Source organism: Oceanobacillus luteolus, assembly GCF_042678205.1.
Lineage (GTDB): Bacteria > Bacillota > Bacilli > Bacillales > Amphibacillaceae > Oceanobacillus > Oceanobacillus luteolus.
Window position 1 is genome coordinate 1 of sequence record NZ_JBHUDE010000044.1, and the last position, 15,928, is coordinate 15,928.

The 15,928-nt window shown below is 38.3% G+C and carries 18 protein-coding genes and 1 other annotated feature; of the genes, 3 read left to right on the forward strand and 15 right to left on the reverse strand.

Annotation, left to right across the window (positions count from 1 at the left end):
* Nucleotides 1–240: 240 nt before the first annotated feature.
* From ACFSBH_RS09610 to ACFSBH_RS09630, 5 genes are all read right to left on the reverse strand, one after another.
* A complete protein-coding gene (locus ACFSBH_RS09610) occupies nucleotides 241–1,422 on the reverse strand; it encodes a competence protein CoiA (RefSeq protein ID WP_379597252.1) in 1,182 nt (393 codons plus the stop codon).
* A gap of 85 nt (nucleotides 1,423–1,507) precedes the next feature.
* On the reverse strand, nucleotides 1,508–2,200 hold the full coding sequence (mecA, locus tag ACFSBH_RS09615; RefSeq protein WP_251514880.1) for an adaptor protein MecA: 693 nt from the start codon (nucleotides 2,198–2,200) through the stop codon (nucleotides 1,508–1,510).
* 313 nt (nucleotides 2,201–2,513) lie between these two features.
* Nucleotides 2,514–2,909, reverse strand: a complete 396-nt coding sequence (gene spxA, locus ACFSBH_RS09620; RefSeq protein WP_251514878.1) for a transcriptional regulator SpxA — start codon at nucleotides 2,907–2,909, stop codon at nucleotides 2,514–2,516.
* A gap of 304 nt (nucleotides 2,910–3,213) precedes the next feature.
* On the reverse strand, nucleotides 3,214–4,422 hold the full coding sequence (locus ACFSBH_RS09625) for a putative glycoside hydrolase (protein WP_379597255.1): 1,209 nt from the start codon (nucleotides 4,420–4,422) through the stop codon (nucleotides 3,214–3,216).
* Nucleotides 4,423–4,539: 117 nt separating this feature from the next.
* Nucleotides 4,540–5,352 (reverse strand): MBL fold metallo-hydrolase, encoded by an 813-nt coding sequence (locus tag ACFSBH_RS09630; protein WP_379597257.1) that lies wholly within the window; start codon nucleotides 5,350–5,352, stop codon nucleotides 4,540–4,542.
* A 141-nt stretch (nucleotides 5,353–5,493) separates the two neighbouring features.
* Here ACFSBH_RS09630 and ACFSBH_RS09635 point away from each other — a divergent pair, with 141 nt between their 5' ends.
* On the forward strand, nucleotides 5,494–6,402 hold the full coding sequence (locus ACFSBH_RS09635; protein WP_251514872.1) for a nuclease-related domain-containing protein: 909 nt from the start codon (nucleotides 5,494–5,496) through the stop codon (nucleotides 6,400–6,402).
* Nucleotides 6,403–7,039: 637 nt separating this feature from the next.
* Nucleotides 7,040–7,219: a binding site (T-box leader), on the forward strand.
* Between the two features lie 54 nt (nucleotides 7,220–7,273).
* The gene (gene trpS / locus ACFSBH_RS09640; RefSeq protein WP_251514870.1) at nucleotides 7,274–8,263 is read left to right on the forward strand and encodes a tryptophan--tRNA ligase; all 990 of its coding nucleotides are present in this window, start codon (nucleotides 7,274–7,276) and stop codon (nucleotides 8,261–8,263) included.
* 99 nt (nucleotides 8,264–8,362) lie between these two features.
* Here trpS and ACFSBH_RS09645 read toward each other — a convergent pair whose 3' ends face one another.
* The 9 genes from ACFSBH_RS09645 to ACFSBH_RS09680 all read right to left on the reverse strand — a co-directional run bounded on the left by ACFSBH_RS09645 (nucleotide 8,363) and on the right by ACFSBH_RS09680 (nucleotide 15,175).
* Nucleotides 8,363–8,938: an IS3 family transposase gene (locus ACFSBH_RS09645; protein ID WP_379597260.1), complete on the reverse strand. Its 576-nt coding sequence runs from the start codon at nucleotides 8,936–8,938 to the stop codon at nucleotides 8,363–8,365.
* 15 nt (nucleotides 8,939–8,953) lie between these two features.
* The gene (locus tag ACFSBH_RS09650; RefSeq protein ID WP_379597262.1) at nucleotides 8,954–9,130 is read right to left on the reverse strand and encodes an IS3 family transposase; all 177 of its coding nucleotides are present in this window, start codon (nucleotides 9,128–9,130) and stop codon (nucleotides 8,954–8,956) included.
* A gap of 23 nt (nucleotides 9,131–9,153) precedes the next feature.
* Nucleotides 9,154–9,909 carry a helix-turn-helix domain-containing protein gene (locus tag ACFSBH_RS09655; RefSeq protein ID WP_251514868.1) on the reverse strand — a complete coding sequence of 252 codons (756 nt, stop codon included), beginning with the start codon at nucleotides 9,907–9,909 and terminating at the stop codon, nucleotides 9,154–9,156.
* A 90-nt stretch (nucleotides 9,910–9,999) separates the two neighbouring features.
* Nucleotides 10,000–10,758 carry a DUF3603 family protein gene (locus ACFSBH_RS09660; RefSeq protein ID WP_379597264.1) on the reverse strand — a complete coding sequence of 253 codons (759 nt, stop codon included), beginning with the start codon at nucleotides 10,756–10,758 and terminating at the stop codon, nucleotides 10,000–10,002.
* Between the two features lie 83 nt (nucleotides 10,759–10,841).
* Nucleotides 10,842–11,048 (reverse strand): hypothetical protein, encoded by a 207-nt coding sequence (locus tag ACFSBH_RS21390; protein ID WP_251514863.1) that lies wholly within the window; start codon nucleotides 11,046–11,048, stop codon nucleotides 10,842–10,844.
* A 188-nt stretch (nucleotides 11,049–11,236) separates the two neighbouring features.
* Nucleotides 11,237–12,478, reverse strand: coding sequence for a beta-ketoacyl-ACP synthase II (fabF, locus tag ACFSBH_RS09665; RefSeq protein ID WP_379597266.1), 1,242 nt, complete (start codon nucleotides 12,476–12,478; stop codon nucleotides 11,237–11,239).
* 25 nt (nucleotides 12,479–12,503) lie between these two features.
* Entirely contained in the window at nucleotides 12,504–13,442 is a 939-nt protein-coding gene (locus ACFSBH_RS09670) for a beta-ketoacyl-ACP synthase III (protein WP_251514859.1), read from the reverse strand.
* 142 nt (nucleotides 13,443–13,584) lie between these two features.
* Nucleotides 13,585–14,538, reverse strand: coding sequence for a BMP family ABC transporter substrate-binding protein (locus tag ACFSBH_RS09675; RefSeq protein WP_379597269.1), 954 nt, complete (start codon nucleotides 14,536–14,538; stop codon nucleotides 13,585–13,587).
* Between the two features lie 25 nt (nucleotides 14,539–14,563).
* Complete coding sequence (locus tag ACFSBH_RS09680) at nucleotides 14,564–15,175, reverse strand: hypothetical protein (RefSeq protein ID WP_379597271.1); 612 nt, start codon at nucleotides 15,173–15,175, stop codon at nucleotides 14,564–14,566.
* A 139-nt stretch (nucleotides 15,176–15,314) separates the two neighbouring features.
* On the opposite strand from ACFSBH_RS09680, the gene ACFSBH_RS09685 reads away from it, so the two are divergent.
* Complete coding sequence (locus ACFSBH_RS09685; protein ID WP_251514852.1) at nucleotides 15,315–15,491, forward strand: DUF2929 family protein; 177 nt, start codon at nucleotides 15,315–15,317, stop codon at nucleotides 15,489–15,491.
* Between the two features lie 53 nt (nucleotides 15,492–15,544).
* Here ACFSBH_RS09685 and ACFSBH_RS09690 read toward each other — a convergent pair whose 3' ends face one another.
* On the reverse strand, nucleotides 15,545–15,883 hold the full coding sequence (locus ACFSBH_RS09690) for a hypothetical protein (RefSeq protein ID WP_379597273.1): 339 nt from the start codon (nucleotides 15,881–15,883) through the stop codon (nucleotides 15,545–15,547).
* Nucleotides 15,884–15,928: the final 45 nt, after the last annotated feature.

Sequence of the window (15,928 nt, forward strand, 5' to 3'; positions counted from 1 at the left end):
TAACTTTACTGGGTTAGTTTAGTGTTGCCTTTTTTAAGGATAATGCACCTTGATAACTGAACAATTATTTATTTACCTCTTGACATATCACCGCAGGTCTTTAATACACTTCCTATACTATTTCTAGATATTCATAGGAAATCCTTTATATTCATCCATGTTGATTAGAAAATAATGCCAAAGCGGCTAAACATTTTCAGGTATATTTAGTATACCGAATCAATGGGCTTTCATGCTTGATTAATGATTATTATTTTTAAAAAGTGTATCAATAAGTAGGGAATCTGTTTGAATTGCCGTTTCCAATTCCGTATGTAGCTGGATTTCTGAAATCTTCTTGAAGGTAGTTTCCGAGGTTCGCTCGAGGATACCTGCTTCGCATAGGAGAAGCAAATATTCAAGAATAGGGTCCATTGGGGATGTAATTAAAGAAAAGTCTTCTGGAGATAGCAGATCATCTTTTGTGACCTTGATGCATTGAGACAAGCTGACAATCCCACCTATTCGTACTCTAGCAAGAACTTGAAATACAATTTGGCTTTGCCATATCCAGCCAGGTACTTTCAGCAAATAAGCACTTAAAATGGGGAGATGGACAATGGACGGCAGCTGTTCCTTATAAACCCCTTTTTCATATAACCAGTTCAACCATCCTTTCTCTCTCCCATAAACTCTGTACTTTCTTGATAGTCGGAACCGCTTCTTTTCCCGTTTCCAAATTGAATTTAAAACTCCTTTTGACACATACGCTTTGGATAACAGTTCACGAAGATTAGTTTGTCTCAAAGGGGAAATGGTAAGTTTGCCAACTGCGTGGTGTGTGTTGATGAAGGTTAAGTCTTGAAATTTAATGAATTTACTTGTAAGTGGACAAAAGTAGAAAATACTTAATGGATATTCCGGGGAATATTGATGGATGAGTGCTTTCTTAAATGAATCTAGCCTAAGCATCTGACTGCCTCTGCGTTTCATTAGCTTATCTCCAAGAATCCAAAGGACGTGGATTCCCGCTTGCTGATAACCAGTTGTACGACTAATGATCTCTTCCGTTGCAATTTTAACGCATTGATACTCGATGGCAATTCTCTTATCTTGGACGTGCACTAATAAATCTGGACGTTGTCTAATTTCAGGTACATAGCTTTCCAGTTTAACTTTCAAGCCTTGATTGCGGAGCCACTGGTAAAGCCGGAGTTTACCTTGTTCATGATACGCCCCTTCCCCTCCACCAATAGTAGGACAATCCGCATCCTTAGCATGAGCAAAATGGGCAATCACCTTCTCACCTGCCCGTAAGATTACTCTTTCTCCGCAGACTGGACAAAAATAAACATGCTTTCCAGATTTTAATTCTAAAACCTTTTGTCTCGGAAACATAGCTGGAGTAATCAGTTTGCCATTATTTAGTTTTGCCTGAAGCATCGAATCACCTCCGTATTAGTTTATTCGACAGAGTGATTCGAAATCCTGCAATAAAACACAAAAAATAGACATCTCATCAAGATGTCTATTTTTCTGCTGGGAAATGCTTACTGATTTCTCCAAATGTATTATTTTCGATAATTTTCTTTCCATATTCTTCAAGCACGTGCAATGAAACATTCGAAGCTGTTGCAAATTCAAGAATCTTACTCTCCAGATTTTCTTGTATAGCCTCATCGTCCAATACTTCAATACCAAACTGAACATAGAGGTAATACTTACCCTCGTAATGATATAACGTCTGCTCTTGAATTTCATAGTCATGCTTCATGACATGGCTAAGCTGAATGACGTCTTCAAAATCATTGAATTGTACAGCAATCCATAACTTTTCTTCGTGGAAACCTAGATCATCCTCTTCTTTGTCGTCGATACTTTTACCAAACGTATCCTCAAGAATTCCCTCAATATCTTCTTCCCCATGCAAATCCATTGACTCATCATCTTCATCATCAAATTCGTACTCATCTTGTTTGGAAATCTTAGCTTTCGTTACGATGATCTCCAAACCTTTTTCCATCGCTTGAACTTGGATCCAGAGAGGCCCCTCCGGATTGAAGTCTTCTTTTTGATTGACTTCATCCATCATATGCCAAAATAACTGCTCACTGCGCTCCCGGTTATACCAAATCTCTTCCCTCTCATAACCGAGATTTTCAATATCTAAATATGAAATATAAAACTTGATTGTATTTTCATTGATTCTTTCTATTTCCATCGTTCTTCTCTCCCTTCAAACGAAAGATTATATATATAAATCAGTTTACAACTTCTTCCCAGGTTGCTCACTTTATTCTCTAACTACAGCATATGGTCACCTTTCATTGCTTATAGCCATTGTATGATAAAATATGGTGTTTTGGAAATGAATATGCCTATAATTAAATAGTTATTTTAAACCAGATTGAAGGATTTGTCACGTCTTTTTTTGAGCAGCAAGAAGTTGTGGGGTCATTATCGGGGTAGTAAATAAATAAAAGCACAAGACCCTGCGCAAACCGTCCTGTGCTTTATAATGTTAAGTACTTCGACTAGTTGACCATCCGCTGTGCTTCACGTAATTGGAATGTCCGAACTGTTCTAGGTAGGAAACGTCTGATTTCGTCTTCGTTATAACCAACTTGAAGTCGTTTCTCATCAAGGATAATCGGTCTTCTTAGTAAGCCTGGATTTTTTTGAATAAGATCAAATAAATCTTGCATCGGCAACTGCTCAATATTTACATCCAATTTCTGAAATACTTTTGAGCGCGTGGAAATGATTTCGTCAGTTCCATCCTCCGTCATCCGTAAAATCTCTTTAATTTCTTCAATTGATAGCGGTTCCGAAAAAATGTTACGTTCTTTATACGGAATCTCATTGTTTTCCAACCAAGCTTTAGCTTTTCTGCAGGATGTGCAACTTGGTGAGGTATAAAGTGTTACCATGTACTTCACTCCTCAATATTTATTTCTAATGCTATGCAAGCTATCATTAAACCCATTTCATTCTTATATTAAAATAAGTTTAAATAATCCCTTCATCAGTATACTACATTCATCTATAAAAAAGTAGGGGGTAAACGACGATTATTAGCTTATTTTTCAAATAGCCTGCTTAAAATATTATCTACTCGGTATTGTACCCTATCCATTTTCAATTAAACCCCTTAATTGAAAAAAATGACTATCAATTTTCAATAGAGAACATCCATAGAAAAGGGACTTGGGGCAAAAACCCCTTGTCCCATATTTATTTCCCTATCAAATAATCCACATTTTCAGTATAGACATTTCCAGCATTCCACAGTAAAAACTCGTTGATGCCATTTTCATAGAGCGCTTGGATTTGTGCTTCCACCTCAGCTTTTCCGTACTGTTTCGTCTTTCCATCATAAAGCCAAGGAGCTTCGAAATCTTGCAGCCAAGGGCGGGAAACTGGAGGATCTTCAAGTGCACCCAATACTTCATTCTCTACTTTCGCGTACTCGCTCACCAGACGATACGGTTCAGTATCTGGTTTCTCAATTCCGAAATAGCTTGACCAGTGGCTCGGATAAATCATCGAAGAGATAACATCTACGTTATCTGAAATCCGTGAGAAGTTTTGACCGATACCAGGCGTCTCTTCCAATGTCGCTGCATAGCCAAAAATGTCGACCGAGACATCGACCCCGTATTGCGACAACTCTTCACGTGCATAGGCAACAAAATCCGTTACAGCTTCTACACGCTTTTTAACATTATTCATCTCAAAATCTTCATAATCTCCTAATGTGTAAGACAATGATTCATCTTTTTTCTCAAATCCTTCTGGAAAACGCACATAATCAAATTGGATTTCCTGGAATCCAAGTTCTACAGCCATTTTCGCGATTTCTACATTATATTCCCAGACCTCTTTTTCAAACGGATTAACAAATGCTTCTCCGCGGTTATTTACCCAAACCTCACCATTCTCAGTAAATGATAAATCTGGTCGTTTTTTCGCCAATACAGAATCTTTGAAAACGACAATTCTTGCGATCGGGTAAATCTCTTTTTCTTCCAACATTTTCATCATACCCTCAGGATCGGAAATATAGTTTTTCGCAATATCTGCATAGGGAGAATCTTCATCTGGCACAAAAGTCAAATTACCGTGGTCTTCTTTAATATCTATAACCATAGCATTTAACGCGGTGGAATCTACTAGATTAAGGAGATCATTGAAACGGCTGCCACCAGCGGAATTACCGGTTACATAAATCCCTCTTACAGCATCCGGATATTCAAAGTTAAGCCCCGAATCAAAGGAAAATCGCTTCATTTTTTGACTCGGATCGAATAACTCAATGTTCGTTTCTCTTTCAGCATGCTTCGAAATCGTTATCGCCTCTTCCCCATGAACGACCCAAGGAAAGACTAGGCTTAACAGGAGAATTCCCATGACTGTCCTCACCCAAAGTTGTGCTCTACCCATTACCTATCAATCTCCTAATTTCAAGTTAAATCTAGTATAAAGGAAACTTTAGGTTAAATGAATGGTAAAAACCTATTATTTTCTGTCATATTATCGAAACATGTCTATTTTCGTCGATTAGGGTGTTTCTCTGAGAACCGAGCGAATAATGTGGATGGAGTCCCATTCTCCGAAAGAAATATATGAAATGGAATACCTTCCATCGAACAATTGTTTTTGAATTTCTTTCTCACTATAGCCCTTTCTACTCAGTTCACGTATTTTCTCCTGAAGCTCCAGAAGATAATCCAATTTACTTTGCAAAACACTTCGGCCGCTTTTCACATGTCCAGCATGGCAGCAATACAACTCCCCAAAATCATACCCTAACACCCGACGGATCGAAGAGATGATTGTAGGAATGCTTTCATCCTTCAATATGATCTTCGTTTGCGGCTGGACAAAGAGATCTCCAGTAAATAGCTGCCCAGTCTTTCGATTGAGGAGAGAGACATGATCTGGCGCATGACCTGGTGTCTGAATGACATCCCAAGTTGCATTTCTTGATTCAATTGTTTTTTCAAGAGGAAGCGCTTGAAAAGGTTCTCTTTTCCCCCAGAAGACTTTACGATAAAATGGGTAGTTCGCTTTTTTCATAGAATCCTCTATACCGATTTTATCCATATAAATTGGTAGATTATATTTACGCTTTATGTATGCCACTCCACCAACATGATCTTCATGAGAATGGGTCAACACTACTTTATCTGCACGAACTTTATCAAAAAATGATTTGAATTCGCTCAGTAATCTAGGAGCACCAGTATCGATTAACATACCATCTACTTCATAACAATACACATTTAATTTCACTCTATTTAAGGCAACAACACCTTCCATATATCTAACGTTACCTATCGTCCCCTCATTGGCCTCGGTTTTAATCAACATGATAATCGCTCCTCGCATCTTATTATCATTAATTTACCACAAATTGAATGGTTATTCATTTTTAAATTGAGTATTAAATAACGGAATAGTGCAACTTATGATATTATTGATGTGATATCTAAATTATAGGAGAGGAAGTGAATGATGGAAGTAATCACAAAACTGCAGCCATCGCCAAAACTATTGCTTTTTGAATCGTTAAGTAGACGCATGCATCTTTCCAACAAGGACAAGCTCACCTATCTCAATCTAAAAAAAGGTTATGAAGGAGAGCTGTTGTTTTCCAAGTTAACGGAAAATATCACCGGTGAAGGCTTGATCTTAAATGATTTGCTTTTCGAATATAATCAAACTGCCTTCCAGATAGATTGTTTGATTATTAACCAAGCGAAAATCTTTTTATATGAAGTGAAAAATTTTGAAGGTGATTTTTATCTTGAAAATGAAAAGCTTTTTAAAAAACCACGGCAAGAAATCCTTAACCCCCTGCACCAATTAAGTAGAGCAGAATCTCTTCTGCGCCAAGTTCTCCTCAGTCTCGGATATAACACTCCAATTGATGCTTCTGTAATTTTTGTAAATCCCGCATTCACTCTCTATCAGGCACCACTTGATATTCCCGTTATTTTTCCAAATCAGATCCACCGACACCTGGAATTTGTAAGCAACCAGTCTACGAGCATAACATCAAATATGAGAAGGCTTGCTGCTAAGTTATTGGACCTAAGAAAAACAGAATACCCATTTGATAAACCACATTATGCATACGAAGAATTAAAAAAGGGAATCGTCTGTCCAACTTGTGGAAGGGGCGCAGTTAATTCAGTTAAAAGAAGCTGTATCTGCGAATCCTGTGGCCATAAGGAGTCTCCTACAAATGCCGTGCTGCGCTCCGTGAAGGAATTCCGGTTGCTGTTTCCGGAGAGGAGAGTGACTACAGGGGAGATTTATGATTGGTGTGGAGGAGTTTTTTCAAAAAGAACAGTACACCGAATTTTGTCAAAGCACTTTAAAGCTGTTGGAGTAAATAGGTGGACGTACTTTGAGTAAATACTAGATATCCAGCATTTATTCATTAGCCCTAGCGCGCATTACGCAGGGCTATTTTTAAATGTAATGGTTTATGACGAGAGAAGTGACTTACTATAAGTTTTCTTATCAAGACACATAGCATTCCGTACAAGAGAATGGCTATATCGTCAGTCCTTCTTAAAAACTGAACTCTTTCATGACATGAGAGCGGCTCTATTGTCGGTTCTTCATGAAAACTGAATTCATTCCTGACAATAGAGCGGCTCTATTGTCTATTCTTCACGAAAACTAACCCCATTCGTGACATGAGAGCGGCTCTATTGTCGGTTCTTCACATTAACAGACGCCCTTCATGACAAGAGAGCAGCTCTATTGTCGGTTCTTCACATTAACAGACGCCCTTCATGACAAGAGAGCAGCTCTATTGTCGGTTCTTCACATTAACAGACGCCCTTCATGACAAGAGAGCAGCTCTATTGTCGGTTCTTCACATTAACAGACGTCCTTCATGACAAGAGAACAGGTCTATTGTCGGTTCTACACATAAATAGATCTTCTTCGTGACAAGAGAGACCTATTCTCTTGTCAATTCAATACAGGCCCCCATCCCCTTGCATTCCCCCCAAAAACTCTATATAATAAACTCAACAAAATAACTCGAGCAATGACGAAGATAGAGTACAATTGCCCGCTGATTTGGTAGAGAGCTTGTGGTTGGTGGAAACAAGCATCAAGGTGGATTGGAATTGGGCTTCTGAGCTTATTGGAGATTAAAGTGATTCTGTGTGCAAACACAGAGTAATAAGGGTGGCACCGCGGTTCATTCGTCCCTTCAGATTAGGGAATGAGTGGGCTTTTTTTAATGGGAAAAATTAAAGGAGTGTACAGTATGCAAACAATCTTTTCAGGGATTCAACCTAGTGGTACGTTGACACTAGGAAATTATCTAGGCGCGATCAGACAATTCGTGGAGCTGCAAGAGGAATATCAATGTTATTTTTGTATCGTTGATGAGCATGCGATCACCGTTCCTCAAGATCGACTGGAATTAAGAAAAAATATCCGTTCTTTGGCAGCTCTCTATCTAGCTTCCGGCCTTGACCCAAATAAAGCGACATTGTTTATTCAATCGGAGGTTCCTGCTCACACGCAATTAGGATGGATGCTTCAATCACTCAGTTATGTTGGGGAATTGGAGCGCATGACCCAATATAAAGATAAATCAGAAGGTAAAGAAGCGGTATCATCTGCATTGTTCACTTACCCTGCTTTAATGGCGGCGGATATTCTGCTTTATCAAGCGAATCTTGTACCAGTAGGTGATGATCAGAAACAGCATTTGGAACTTACCCGTGATTTGGCACAACGCTTCAATAATCGCTTCAACGATATTTTTACGGTTCCTGATATTCGGATACCTGAAGTTGGAGCACGTATCATGTCACTTCAAGAACCAACGAAAAAAATGAGTAAATCCGATAAAAATGAAAAAGGGTTCATCTCTATGCTTGATGAACCGAAAAAAATCATTAAAAAAATCAAGAGTGCAGTGACTGACTCTGAAGGTATTGTTAAGTACGATAAAGAAAACAAACCTGGAATTTCAAACTTATTAACGATTTACTCCAGCTGTACTGGGGAGTCTATTGAAGAGTTGGAGAAAAAATACGAAGGTAAAGGCTATGGCGACTTTAAACAGGGCGTAGCGGATGCAGTAGTTAATCTGCTACAGCCAATTCAAGAAAGATATAATGAATTAATCGATTCACCAGAGCTGGATACGATTCTCGATGAAGGTGCTGAGAATGCATCCAAAGTCGCTAATAAAACTGTTGCAAAAGCGAAAAAAGCAATGGGATTAGGCCGGGTCAGAAAATAATATAAAAACCAGTTCATCCCTTGAACTGCCCCCTGTCAAGTAGACAGGTAAATAAACAAAGTATTTTGTGCCATGTATGATTTTCATGCATGGCTTTTCTTATGATGGAATATGTAAACCCATCTTTAACGTTATACGTTTTGTGTTATAGAATTCAATAAACGTCTTAATATCTTTCTCTAATTCTTCAAATGTGTTATACGTAGTTAATCGATACATTTCTTCTTTGATGATTCCCCAAAAATTCTCCATTGGACCGTTATCAATACATTTACCAACACGTGACATACTTTGATTAATTTTGTGCTCTTTCACAAAGTTTCTAAATCCATGTGACGTGTATTGAAAACCACGATCACTATGGAATAATGTATTTGTTGGAATAATAGTATTTTTAATCTGAGTGACTGTATCACGAACTAATGCATTGTTATTATGTCGGGATAATTTGTAGGCTACAATTTTATTTTCACCGTAATCTAAGACGGCACTTAAATAAGCCTTTGAATGACCTCCGAACTTAAATTCAGTGATATCTGATAATAGGACTTCCATTGCGTTATAGTCTGCTTGGAATTCTCTATTTAGGACATTTTCAGCTACATGTTGCGGTTTATGTGATTTATAGTTATAACGTTTCCGGCGGATAACGGCTTTTAACTCTAATAATCTCATCAAACGGTAAACACATTAATGGTTCACTTGTGCGTGAAGATAATGATTGAGATAAATCGTGATGCGACGATAACCATAAATTCCTTTATGTTCGTCATATACTTTTTGAATGCAGCTAATCAAGTATTTTAAGCGCTTCTCTGTTTTCGTTGGTTTTCGTTTGACCCATTTATAATAACCCGAGCGACTCACACCTAATGCTTTGCATAGTATGGTTATTTTGAATCCCTTTTTTTCGAGCTTTTTGATCGTTTGGTACTCGGCCTCATACCGCGTTTGCGTAATATCAACTCTCTTTCCACTTCTTCTAATTTTTTTAACGCAGCATTCTCTGTTTCAAGGTACTCATTTCGAGCTTTTAATGCCGCAATTTCTGTTCGTAACTTTTCTTCATCGGTTTGGATCTCGTTTGGCTTTCCGCGACCTCGTCCATCTACCAGTCCGTCAGGACCATGCGTTTTGTACTTTTGAACCCATGAGTAAACATTGTTATAAGAAACTTGATATTTTTCAGCTGTGTCTTTATACGATAAGTTATTGGCTAAACAGGCTTTGACAATCTCAACTTTTTCCTCAAGCGTTGTTTTTCTACTTTCCATCATATACACCTCGGGTTTTGGAGAATAAGTTTTTAATCCTTCCCCCTTAGTATACTTGATGATCCATTTCTTCACAGTTTGATGAGCTGGTATGTTATATTTACGAGCTAATTGAACGAAGGGAGTACCTTCTTCCATGTACTCTCTAACGACTGAGTTCTTAAACTCTTTACTATAATGATTATTTCTCCTCTTCGTTTGAATACCTGTCAGACCATGTTCTTGGTATCTTAGTACTTTGTCATGAAAGGTCGATTCGCTTAACAAAAGGCCTTTCACTTCACTTAACACCCGATAACTCAGACCTTCATCAAGATACATTTGAATATATCTTTCAAGTTCATCTACAGTATGCTTACTATTAGAACGCATAGAAAAACCCCCTAAAGTAGTTTTGTTTTTTTAAGTGTCTACTTTAGGGGGGAGCATATCACCTCTGATGAACTGGTTTTTTTATTTCATTTACGATTGAGTTGTATCTTTTGCATAATCCTTTTCAGCATCCCATAACTTTTCTAAAAAGGGTTGTCCACGGACTATTTTTGCACAAAATTCTTCGTGATTTTCATTGAAGCCTAATCGGATGCCTTCATATAATTTTTCCCACACTTGGTCTGCATCCAAATACTTGATAGCCGGATAAAGTTTCGGGTCCCATTCAGTCAACCAGTACCGCAATTCTTCCAAGTTACCGGAAGTCTTCAGTTGATCCAAAGCAATCATAAGAATATGTTTGATTTCTCGCTCGCGCCTTGTAAGCCCAAATACTTGCTCCGGAGACATTGATAAAATATGATACTCCTTCTTGTAATGCTTCGCTTTAAATCCAAAGTTTTGCGGTTTCGCAGATTTGATCATGTCATAAATCAGCTGCTCCTGCCTTGGGATCAGGCGGCTTTTTCGTACTGGTATTGTGTAACCGATTGTATCAAATGCCAACGCTTCAATACCGTTTGTCACCACACAAGCATATTCAATGACATTGCGATTTTGTCCTTTTCGACTATAAGAACGTTTGTAGATCGTATCTAACAAGCTCTCTGGTATTTCCTGCAAATCATTCTCAATGTACTCAAATAGACCTTCATTTATGTATAACAACGGTGTTTGATCTAATAGTTCAATATGGTCTTCTTTGCGCCATTCGTGGTAGCGGGCGACTTGATAGCCATTCTCTTCACTTTCAAACCAATTTACCCAAACATCATGTAAATATAGCATTCCACCCTCACCTCTTTGGAAAATTAATCTAGAATCATTATGACCAATAAAGAATGAAATTATTCTTATTCGATGTGAATGGCTTACGAGTTATTTGGGTAGCAGTATAATACAACCAACATAATCAATATTCCGATGAAGAAAAAATAACATTCTATCCTGGTGGATATGAAACTGAAATATTCAACCCAAGTAATACCGGCAGGAAGAAAATTCATATATGCGATTATCGTTACTCCACCTGTTACGGTCAAACCGAACCCTATCAAAAACCAGAATATATAAAACATCACTCACACCTGCCACTACTCTAGTAATTGTCTACTTATTGTTACATCCTATGCTTGTCCAAGTAGTTTCATGCAGGTACAAAGATGGAAGCAGTCATTCATGCCTATTTATCTTATACGGAAATTTTTATTGAATTCCTTATATCAAAAAAAGAAGCCAACTCATTACGAGTCAGCTTCTAATACTTTTAACCATTATATTTTTTAAATACAAGTGACACATTATGACCACCAAAACCTAATGAATTACTTACCACAACATTCACATCTTGTTGGCGTGCTTCGTTAGGAATATAATCAAGATCACAATCTTCGTCTGGTGTTTCATAGTTGATGGTCGGTGGAACAATGCCTTCCTCAATTGCTTTCAATGAAATGACGGATTCCACTCCACCTGCAGCTCCAAGCAAATGACCTGTCATTGATTTCGTGGAAGATACAGATAGTTTATATGCATGGTCACCAAATACCGATTTAATTGCTGCCGTTTCATATTTATCATTTAAATCAGTGCTTGTTCCATGGGCATTAATATAATCGACATCATTTGGTGAAATTCCAGCATCATCAAGCGCAGCTTTCATTGCTCGCGCTGCACCTTCTCCATTTTCAGCTGGAGCGGTAATATGATACGCATCTCCAGTTGCACCATAACCAACAATTTCTCCATAGATTTTAGCACCACGTTCCAGTGCTGATTCAAGTGTTTCCATAATGATGATACCTGAACCTTCACCCATGACGAATCCATCACGGTTTTTATCAAATGGGCGACTAGCGGTTTTCGGATCAGGATTAGTGGATAATGCTTTAGCGGAAGAGAAACCAGCAAACGCCATATTGGAAATAGGTGCTTCTGTTCCACCTGCAATAATATAATCCACGTCCCCGCGCTGAACGGACTTGAACGCATCACCAATTGAACTTGCTCCTGAAGCACAGGCTGTAACTGTACATGAATTGATTCCTTTAGCGCCTAATTGAATCGAAACTTGTCCAGCAGCCATATCCGGAATCATCATCGGAACAAAAAATGGACTGACACGACGAGGACCTTTTTCTAGTAACTTACGATGCTGATCCTCCCAAGTTTGCATGCCGCCGATTCCTGAACCGATCCAAACTCCAACACGGGTCGCATTGCTATCATCAATGACAAGCTTCGCGTCCTCCACAGCCATTTTCGCCGCAGCTACCGCATATTGGGTAAATAAATCCATGCGACGGATATCTTTTTTATCAATATACTTTTCAGCTTCAAAACCTTTAACTTCTGCTGCAACTTTTGCAGGATATTGTTCTACATCTACTCTAGTAGCGATGTCGATACCAGATTTTCCATTTAATATATTTTCCCACATTGATGCTACATCATTTCCGACTGGCGTCACCGTACCTAAGCCGGTTATAACAACTCTTCTTTCAGCCATCATTCTGACTCCTTTCTGAAATATGTCAGACTCCCCAACGGATAGCCGTAGATCCCCAAGCTAACCCGCCGCCAAATCCAACTAATACGACTAAATCATTATCTTTGATTTTACCATTCTTAACTGACTCGGATAAAGCCATAGGTATAGATGCAGAGGAATTATTACCATATTTCGTAATTGTTGTCGCCATTTTCTCTGGAGAAATGCCGAGACGTTCTCTCGCTGCATCCATAATCCGAATATTTGCTTGGTGTGGTACAAGATAATCCACATCTTGTTTATCCAAACCGATTTTTTCTACTACATTCACAGTGGATTCAGGCATTTGTCGAACCGCGAATTTAAATACTTCACGTCCGTTCATTTCCATGTATCCTTCTTTATTTTGGAAAAGGTCTTTTCCGCCAGCTCCTTTGGAACCTAATTCAAAGGAGAGCATCCCTTTGCCTTCTCCTACTTCACCTACGACTACTGCACCGGCACCATCACCTAAAAGAACACAAGTAGAACGGTCTTCCCAATTAATGATTTTTGAAAGTTTATCCGCTCCTACTACAAGAACTTTTTTGTATGCGCCAGCTTTTACGAATTGTTCCGCAGTCACTAACCCATAAATAAATCCAGCACAAGCAGCACCCACGTCTAATGCAGCTGCATTAGTCGCACCTAATCGATCTTGGATTTTACATGCAACCGATGGAAAAGGTGTATCAGGTGTGACAGTCGCTACAAGAATTAAGTCAATCTCTTCCGGAGAAACATTTGCTTCTTCAAGAGCGCCTAATGCTGCATGGTAGGACATATCGGAAGTATCAATATCATCCTCGGCAAATCTGCGTTCCTCGATCCCTGTACGCGTGCGGATCCATTCATCTGTCGTATCAACCAATTTTTCCATATCTTTGTTTGTGACTAATTTTGTTGGTACGTAATGGCCGGTGCCTAAGATACCCACATTCATCTTAACATCTCCTTCATCTTTCCTTCGAGGTTTAACTCTGCTTTTATATTAAACTAGAATCAAAGTATATGACTAATCATTATGACTTGGTACTAATTTTATAGCAAAAATCTCCTTCTGACAAGAGGAGAATATTTTCCCCTCACTTTTCATTCGGAAGAAGATTCGATTCTTTATATATTTCAACACCTTTAAGTAGTTCGTCTACAAAGCTCTCGGGAATAGCTTCATTGAGATCACCTAACGTAATATAATCATTATGGAAATCATAGTAGCGGATACCGCCAACTAATTCCTCATCATTAAAATCTCGGGCTGCTTTTACATATACCTTATCTACGTGCTGAATCAGACTAGTCAACACAAAATCAGGAGCAATGTCATTCTGGTCGTTAATGTATCCTAAAGAATATATACCATCTTCAGCAGCAGCTTGAATCACTGCCTCATTATACGCATTACCTATCGGAAAGATAATATCGATGCCTGCTTGTTCAAACTCTTCGTAAATGGATAAAGCCCGCTCTTTATCATCCCAATCATTAACAAAATCAATATAAATATCTGCATTTGGATTTTCATACTTCACACCTTCATAAAAACCTTCCAGTTCCGGTTGCCAAGAGTAGACAGCTATTACACCTATCTGATCTGTCTCGGACATTTCACCAGCAATCATACCACCGAAGAAGCCCATCGCATGGGAATTAAAATTTAAACTCGTAACATTCGAATTATAAATCTCGCCATTCATATAAATAAAATGGATTTCTGGATATGTTTTTGTCAGCTCGACAAAATGACTGCCATAGATATTTCCATGGCCAATGACAAGATTGACACCCTTTTTTACGAATTCGTCTACTGTCCGGGCGACTTCGTTTTCACTGCGGATATTTTCCTTATAGAAGACATCTGTCTTAAACTCTTTTTCTATTTCCAGCAGCCCTTGATAACCCTTTTCGTTCCAAGAATTGTCGTCAATTGAGGATTCAAAGATCATACCGACATTTTGCAGATTGCTCCCCTCAAAGTAGCTGCAGCCAGGCAGTATTATAAGAATCATAATTAATGAATATATTCCATACTTTTTCAATACTGCCCCTCCTATCCAACGTTTATTATGATGATTGATATAAATCTTTAAACTGTTGATAATGTGAAATGACTTGCTTCAAATTTTCTTCTATAGGAACATTTTCATCGACGAGGAAAGTTTTTTCAAGTTTTTTACCTGTATTTTCTCCATTTCTTTTAGATTTCACATAAATTTCTGAGTTAGGAGGCCCTTTTTCTACCCATTCCATAAAAACTTCGAGAAAATCAGCAATATACAGGCCTTCTTTCTCATATTCAGAAGCAGAAAATGTAATTTGATTTTCATTCTGGAGTAAATCATCATCTGACAGCGGCATCCATTCTCCAAATAAGTAAGGAGCCTGAATAGAAATTGCGTGATCTAAATTTATAGAATCACTATTGATCAGAAAAATCCTTTTACATTCCAGCTTTTTTGCAAACTGTGGTAGAGGGCCGACACAAATAACTAAAGGATAAGATGTTTGCAACGGCTCTTCCACTAATTCAAAATTACTGTTACGGGGAAAAAAGTCAACAAGATGTTCATTATTATTATTACTTTTCACTGCATTCACTTCATAACCTTCACTTAATAACCGATCGGCAATATGGTAGCTGATCCAATCTGTAATATTCAACACTAGGGCTTGCATAGTCATCTCCTCCCTACTTTAATATATGTTCAAATTAAAGCTTTTATTTTTATTCCTTATTTGTTAAACTGTATAAGGACATAATTTTTATAAAGATAACTAATACATATGAAATTCATAGAAATGTGAGGTGCCAAATATGCGATACATTATGACAATCATTTGGTCACTGCTTATTAGCGCAGCGGTTTCGTACGTACTGACTAGTATGGCTGGAGAACCATTCGTAATTTCAGAGGTAGTTATTTTAGCGGCATTCTTTATGGTAATCGTATTTTTACTAGGTGAAGTCGCTCTCAAACAAAAAGAAAACTAACCATTTAACAAACCCTTGCCTTCAAGGAATTGGCAAGGGTTTGTTATTTCGTGTTAATACCAGGGTAATAAAGTCAGGGCCGTTAAGGCAGCAAGAGGTAGAATCAGTCTGCGGAACCTAGGTACCCCGAATGGTCCGTACCCATAGAAGCCTGGCCCATAGCCAAAAGGACCGTAGAATGGGCAACCGAACTGTCTATCATAATGGCTCATGCCTTGCATCGAATTCATATCACCCGGGTAAGCATCATTTGGGACGGCCATGTATACATATTCATCGTCTAAACCGGTTAATATCCCGTCTACACTCAGCCCATCTACCGTTTCAACAAGAACATAAGAATGCATATGTTTTTTACATTGTTCATACATTTTCATAGTATCACTATTCATCGTCACACAAATCACCCCTCCTCATCAACTAGACTATTCACCTAG